This is a genomic window from Tumebacillus lipolyticus, from assembly GCF_042682745.1.
Classification (GTDB): Bacteria; Bacillota; Bacilli; order Tumebacillales; family Tumebacillaceae; genus Tumebacillus_A; species Tumebacillus_A lipolyticus.
Window position 1 is genome coordinate 60,458 of record NZ_JBHUIO010000006.1, and the last position, 6,291, is coordinate 66,748.

Genomic DNA, 6,291 nt, shown 5'->3' on the forward strand with positions numbered 1-6,291 from the left:
TCTCTCCCACGACGAATGCAAGCTATTATTTCGCCATTCGTAATATTTTCTGCATTATAGCATGGGAGAAGGAATGGTCGATAGATGCTAACAACATCTGGGGCTGATTGGATTCGCCCGCTCGACAAAAAAACCCCCGCGATCTCCCGCAGGGGTTGGGCGTGCTCATTTTATCTAGCTCTTACAGCTTGCCGTTCTCATCCAGCACTGCGAAATTGTAGTTGACAGAGCGGGTGAACGATTCGCCTTTGTCGTTCGTTCCGGTCACATCGAAGGAGATGTTGTATACGCCCGGCTCGGTCGGCGCGACAAACGAGGAGGTGAGCGTGCCATCCGCCTGTTCGGTCAGCGTCACCTCTTGTGCGGACTGCTTGCCCGATTTGGACAATTTCGCCTGCTTTTGCTTCTTGTTTTTCCCGTCCAGCTTACCGCCTTGCAGTTCGACGCCCAGCTCGACCTTCTCGCCCTTTTTGAACGATTTTTTCGCCGACTTCACTTTCGACTTGGCGCCGCCTTCCACGTTGGCGAGCATGAAGTACGCATCTTGATCCCCTTCCGCCTGCAGCGTCCAGGTGCCCGCTTCCCCTTTGATGGAGAAGATGTTGTGCACCGCATCGGTGAACAGCACAGCGTTGTCATCCAGCTTGTTTTCCCCGCGGGTCGGTCGATACACTTTGCCAGACGGGGAGACGAGCGCCACGCTGGTGTCCGACTTGGACGTCATCACGTCCACATAAGCGGTCGCCTTGCTCTCCAGCGTGAACGTGTCGACCACTTTGCCGTTGATCTCGCCGCCGCGCATGATGTTGGAGCTCGCTTCGTTGACCGATTTTTTCTCCATGTAGGAGGTGGATGCGATCGCAGTTGGGGCGATCGCCGCATAGGAGGTGGTCGTCAGGCGCGGTTTGACCTGCCACCACGTCTTCGATGCCCAGCGCATCTTCGTATGCGACAGGCGCTCCGAACCGTTGTCGGTAAAGCCGTAGTACCCGTTGGGCAAGCCGAACGCCGAAGCGATCGACACGGCGCCATCATCTTCACCTGGCAACACGGCGCGGGAATAGAAGGTCGACGACAGGATGCCATCATCGCCAGTGCCGCCCGACATGTAGGTGCGCGTGGATTTGTTTTGGGTGAGGCCGTCGGTGACCGAGCGGAAGTAATCCATGTAGGACGTCTGCAGCACATAGGTCGCATCGTCGCGCTGTCCCATCAACTCCGCGATCCACCATGTCCAGGAGCTGTAGCACAGGTCGGCCAGCTCAGAGCCGCGGTTCGGCGTGGAGAGCTGATGCACGAGGTTGACATACGGATAGGCTCCGTAGTGCACAAGCGCGGTCTGCGTGTCGATTCCGCCTTTGGAGTGGGCGACGATGTTGATCTTGGAGACGCCATAGTAGTTTTTCACCTTGGTGATCACTTCGGCCAGCTTGGAACCGTTGACCCACATATCCCCGCCTGTGCCGTCCGCATCTTTCAGCTGCACAAACGCGGTGCGGTACCCTGCGCTGTAGGCCGCGTCGTAAAAGCCGTCCGAATTGTACCAGGTGGTGTAGTCGGAGTGCAAGCCCTGCACAAACAGGATCACCGGCCTGCTGTAGTCGACGTTCGGTGGCACCGCGCCGACGTACCAGTCTCCAAATTTGGCGCTCGGGTTGTCGTTCTTCAGCGTGGGAGCTGGCGCTGCTGCCAGCGCCGACTGGGGAGCGAGCAGCGATGCAAGCACCGCTCCGGCAACCATCATTTTTGTAAATTTTCTCATAACTTAATACACCTCTACTCGAATAAAGTATTTATTAATCTTATATGTCTACTTTATCACGAAAATGAGATAAGTAAATACAGAATTTTATAATTTTTCATGAAAAAGAAGTGAGGTGATTTGTATCTGACCATTGGCATCTATGAACAGGAAAAGCCGCGCCTCCATCTTCACGAGGCGCGGCTTTCCGTTCGTCCTTGCAAAACTTCCTACGAGGTTGTCTCCGTCTTCTTCACCCGCTCCAGCACCGTTTGCAATCGGCTGGCAAGCTGCGTCACATTCGGCGTTTGCAGCAGTGTGAAGTGGTCTCCAGACATGACGTGCACGTCCACCTCCTGCACCAGCTCGCCATAGCCCAGCGACTGGTCTTCGATCAGCGCGGATGGCCCCGCTTCGGCGCGGAAGAGCACCACCTCGCGATCGAAAGGCTGTGGTTCATACTGCTGGTAGGCGATCGCATTGGCCCGAAACACATCGAACAGGCGCTTCAAGTCTGCTCGCTCAAACGAGGGAGCCAGCGCATGGTGTCGCTGTGCCAGCTCCAGCACAGCATCGAGCGTCTCTTCTGCGCCCTTTTCTGCAAACTCCTCCGCAAATGGAGTGACATCGATCCCAAATCGCCCTGCGAGGTCGGCTGCAAACTGGAGGGCGAGCGCCCCCTCTTCCAGCTCTGCCTCTGTGCGCCGGTTCAACTTCGGCACCGCGCTGTCGAGCAGAGCGAGCAGGGCGACCTCTTCGCCAGCTGCCCGCAGTTGCTGCGCCATCTCATAGGCGACCGCTCCACCGAACGACCAGCCGCCGAGCAGATAGGGGCCGACCGGCTGGACAGCGCGAATCTCTGCCAGATAGTGTGCGGCCATGTCTTCGATTCGATCGAGCGGCTCACATTCCCCTTCCAAGCCAGGAGATTGGAGCGCGTAGACGGGCTGGTCTTCTCCCAGCGCCTTCGCCAGCTCTACATAGCTGGTCGCATGTCCCCCGATCGGATGGACGAGGAAGAGCGGTCGCTGCGTACCGTTCGCTCGCAGCGGCAACAACGTCGGCACCCGATGATCGGACGCCTCCCCGTCTCGCAGCAGAGCGGCGAGCTGTTCGATCGTTCCGCTTTGGATCAGGGCGGTCAGCGATACTTTTTGCTCCAACCGCGCTTCGATCTCCTTGAGCACTTGCAGCGCCAACAGCGAATGACCGCCAAGCTCGAAGAAGTTATCGCGCACTCCGATGTTCGATCTGCCAAGCACAGCCTCCCAGATGCGAACCAACTGCATCTCCAATCGATCGCGCGGAGCGGTCTCCCGTTCCTCGCGCTCCAGATCGGCTGACGGGGTCGGCAGCACTTTGTGGTCGACCTTGCCGTTTGCGGTGAGCGGGATCTCCTCCAGCCAGACAAAGTCGGAAGGGATCATGTACTCGCTGAGGAAACGCTTGAGGAACGCCCTGATTTCCCGTCCGGCCACCAGCTTTTCTCCAGCGACCAGATAGGCGACCAAGCGGCGGTTCCCCGGAATGTCCTCGCGATCGATCACCAGCGCCTCTCGCACCGCCGGGTGCTGATAGAGCGCCGCTTCCACCTCTCCGAGCTCGATCCGATACCCTCTGATCTTCACCTGGCTGTCGATCCGCCCAACATACTCGATCGCTCCGTCCGCCCGGTAGCTCGCCAGATCTCCCGTCCGGTACAGCTTCGCCGCTTCCTCCGCTCGGAACGGATCGGGCAGGAAGCGCTCCGCCTGAAGCTCCTCTCGATTTCGATACCCTCTCGCCACGCCGTGACCGCCGATGTAGATCTCTCCGACCACGCCGATCGGCACCGGCTGTTGCTGTGCGTCGAGGATGTACATCGCCATGTTGGCGATCGGTCGCCCGATCGGGATCGCACCACCTCGGTCCGCTTCGCTCACCTCGTGCACGCAGCAGCCGACGACCGTCTCCGTCGGGCCGTATTCGTTGATCAGCCTCGTCTCCGGCGCTCGCTCCTGCCACGGTGCGACCTGTTCCGGCAACAGCGCTTCACCGCCGATGACCAGCGCGCGCGCAAGCCCCTGCCAGTCCTCGCCTTCCAGCTCTCGGTTCAACAGCTGCAGGTGCGCTGGCGTCACTTTGACCAGCGAGAAATCCTGCCTCGTCAGCAGCAGCTGGCAAAGCGCTTCCACCCCGCTCGCCTCCTGCGGCGTGAAGACCACTTTTTTGCCCGTCAACAGCGGAGGGAAGAGGGAGGTGATCGGCATATCGAACGCGACAGACGAATGCACGATCGCCCCGGCACCCTCCTGCAGTCGATAGGCGTCGACCGCCCACAGCAGGTAGTTGGTCAAGCCGCGCTGCTCGATCATCGTCCCCTTCGGCAGTCCGGTCGAGCCGGACGTGTAGATCAGATAGGCGAGGTGCCCCGGCTCGGCGACAGGCGCTAGGTTGTCTGCGGGCTGCCCGGCGATCAGGTCCGCCTGCCCATCCAGAACGATCTGCGGCAGATCGCTCGCCGGCACTCGATCGCCAAGCGTCGAGGTCGTCAGCACCAGCGCTGCGCCCGCATCCTGCAACAGGAACGACATCCGCTCGGGCGGCGTTGACGGATCGAGCGGCAGATAGGCCCCGCCCGCCTTGAATACCGCTAAGAACGCGGCCATCATCGCAAGCGATCGGTCGAGGAAGATGCCGACGATCACATCCGGCCCGACGCCATATCGCTTCAGCAGATGTGCCAACCGATTGGCCTGCTCGTTCAGCTCGCGGTACGTCCAGCTCTCCGCGCTCAGCTCGACCGCCACCGCGTCTGGCGTTTTTTCCGCCTGCGCTTCAAACAGCTGGGCAAAAGTTTTTTCCTCACCGTGCTCCCGCTTCGTATCGTTCCACTCAAGGAGCAATGTGTCTCGCTCCCGCTCTGCGAGCAGCGAGTACCGGCTGATCGATCGGTCGGGGTCTGCTGCTATCTCGTGCAACAGGTTGTGAAAATGATCGATCATCCGACGAGCGGTGCTCGCTTCGAACAGGTCGGTGTTGTATTCGAACATCGCGACGAGCTCGTCTTGCTCCCCTTGCACAAACAGCGTCAGGTCAAATTTGGCCGTTTCGTTCGAAATGTCGAGCGGCTCGATCAAAAGCCCTTCTACTTCTACCGCTGGCAACGCATCGTTTTGAAGGACAAACATCGTTTGAAACAGCGGTGTTCTGCTCGTGTCGCGAGGTGGCTGCAGCTCCTCCACCAAACGCTCAAACGGCACATCTTGGTTCGCATACGCTCCGAGCGCCACTTCGCGCACCCGCTTCAGCACCTCGCGGAACGTCGGTTCCCCAGATAGGTCGGTGCGCATGACCAGCGTGTTGACGAAGAAGCCGATCAGCTCTTCCGTCTCCTTGGCGTTGCGACCGGCGATCGGCGTGCCGACAGCGATGTCCTCCTGCCCTGTGTAGCGAGCCAGCATCGTTTGGAAGGCGGCGAGCAACGTCATGAACAGCGTGACACCTTGACGCTTGGAGAGCGCCTGCAACGCCTGCGCAAGCTCTGGTGACAGTTCGGCAGACACCACCGCCCCGCGATGTGTTTGCACAGGCGGGCGCGGTCTGTCTGTCGGCAGCTGCAAAGCTGGCAGGTCGCCGCCCAGCCGCTCTTTCCAGTAGGAGAGCTGCTCTTCCAGCGCACTGCCCTGCAGCCAGTTGCGCTGCCAGACCGCATAGTCGGCATACTGGATCGCAAGCGCTGGCAACGGCGAGGGACGTCCGTCCGCAAAGGCGGCATACAGCGCCGCAAACTCGTGGAGGAACACGCCGGTCGACCAGCCGTCCGACACGATGTGGTGCATGTTCAGCACCAACAGGTGCTCCCGCTCGGCCAACTTGAGCAGGGAGCAGCGGATCAACGGCCCTGCGGACAGGTCGAACGGCGCCGCTACCTCTTCCTGCGCCAGCTGCCTCGCGGTCGCTTCCCGCTCTTCGGCAGGAAGCGAGCTCAGGTCGCGCACCGCCAGGCTCAACCTATCGGGTGCGGCGATCACCTGCAACGGCTCTGCCGGCCCTTCGACAAAGGTGGTGCGCAGCGCTTCGTGTCGCGCGATGATCTCCTCAAGGCTCCGCTCAAGCGCCTCGACGTCGAGCTCCCCTTCGAGGCGCACGACGAACGGCATGTTGTAGACCGCGCTGCCCGGCTGAAGTTGGTCGATCAACCACAGGCGTTGCTGCGCGAAGGAGAGCGGCATCGGACCCACTCGCTCCGCTTTCAACAGCGGTGGCACCTGTCGTCCATGCCCTGCCGCCTGCAGCGCCTGCACTTGTTCGGCCAAAGCGGCGACGGTGGGAAGTTCGAACAGGTGGCGAAGCGGCACGTCCACTCCGAACGCTTCCTCGATGCGCGAGATGACCTGTGTCGCCAACAGCGAATGTCCACCGCGCTCAAAAAAGTTGTCGTGGACGCCGATCCGCTCCGCTTGCAACACCTCTTCCCAGATGCTTGCGACCAGCTCTTCCGCCGCGGTGTTCGGCGCGACATACGCGCCGTCCAACTCGCTCATGTCTGGCGCAGGAAGGGCGCGGCG

2 protein-coding genes are annotated in these 6,291 nt (G+C 60.6%); both read right to left on the reverse strand.

What is annotated here, in order from left to right; translation table 11 throughout:
• Nucleotides 1-181: 181 nt before the first annotated feature.
• Entirely contained in the window at nt 182-1,762 is a 1,581-nt protein-coding gene (locus tag ACFSOY_RS11930; protein ID WP_386046945.1) for an alpha/beta hydrolase, read from the reverse strand.
• Nucleotides 1,763-1,971: 209 nt separating this feature from the next.
• A complete protein-coding gene (locus ACFSOY_RS11935; protein WP_386047072.1) occupies nt 1,972-6,267 on the reverse strand; it encodes an amino acid adenylation domain-containing protein in 4,296 nt (1,431 codons plus the stop codon).
• Nucleotides 6,268-6,291: the final 24 nt, after the last annotated feature.

What these genes read in the sequence shown, in the direction of transcription:
- ACFSOY_RS11930 (WP_386046945.1), bottom strand. Translation starts at nt 1,762, where the DNA reads ATGAGAAAATTTACAAAAATGATGGTTGCCGGAGCGGTGCTTGCATCG.
- ACFSOY_RS11935 (WP_386047072.1), bottom strand. Translation starts at nt 6,267, where the DNA reads ATGAGCGAGTTGGACGGCGCGTATGTCGCGCCGAACACCGCGGCGGAA.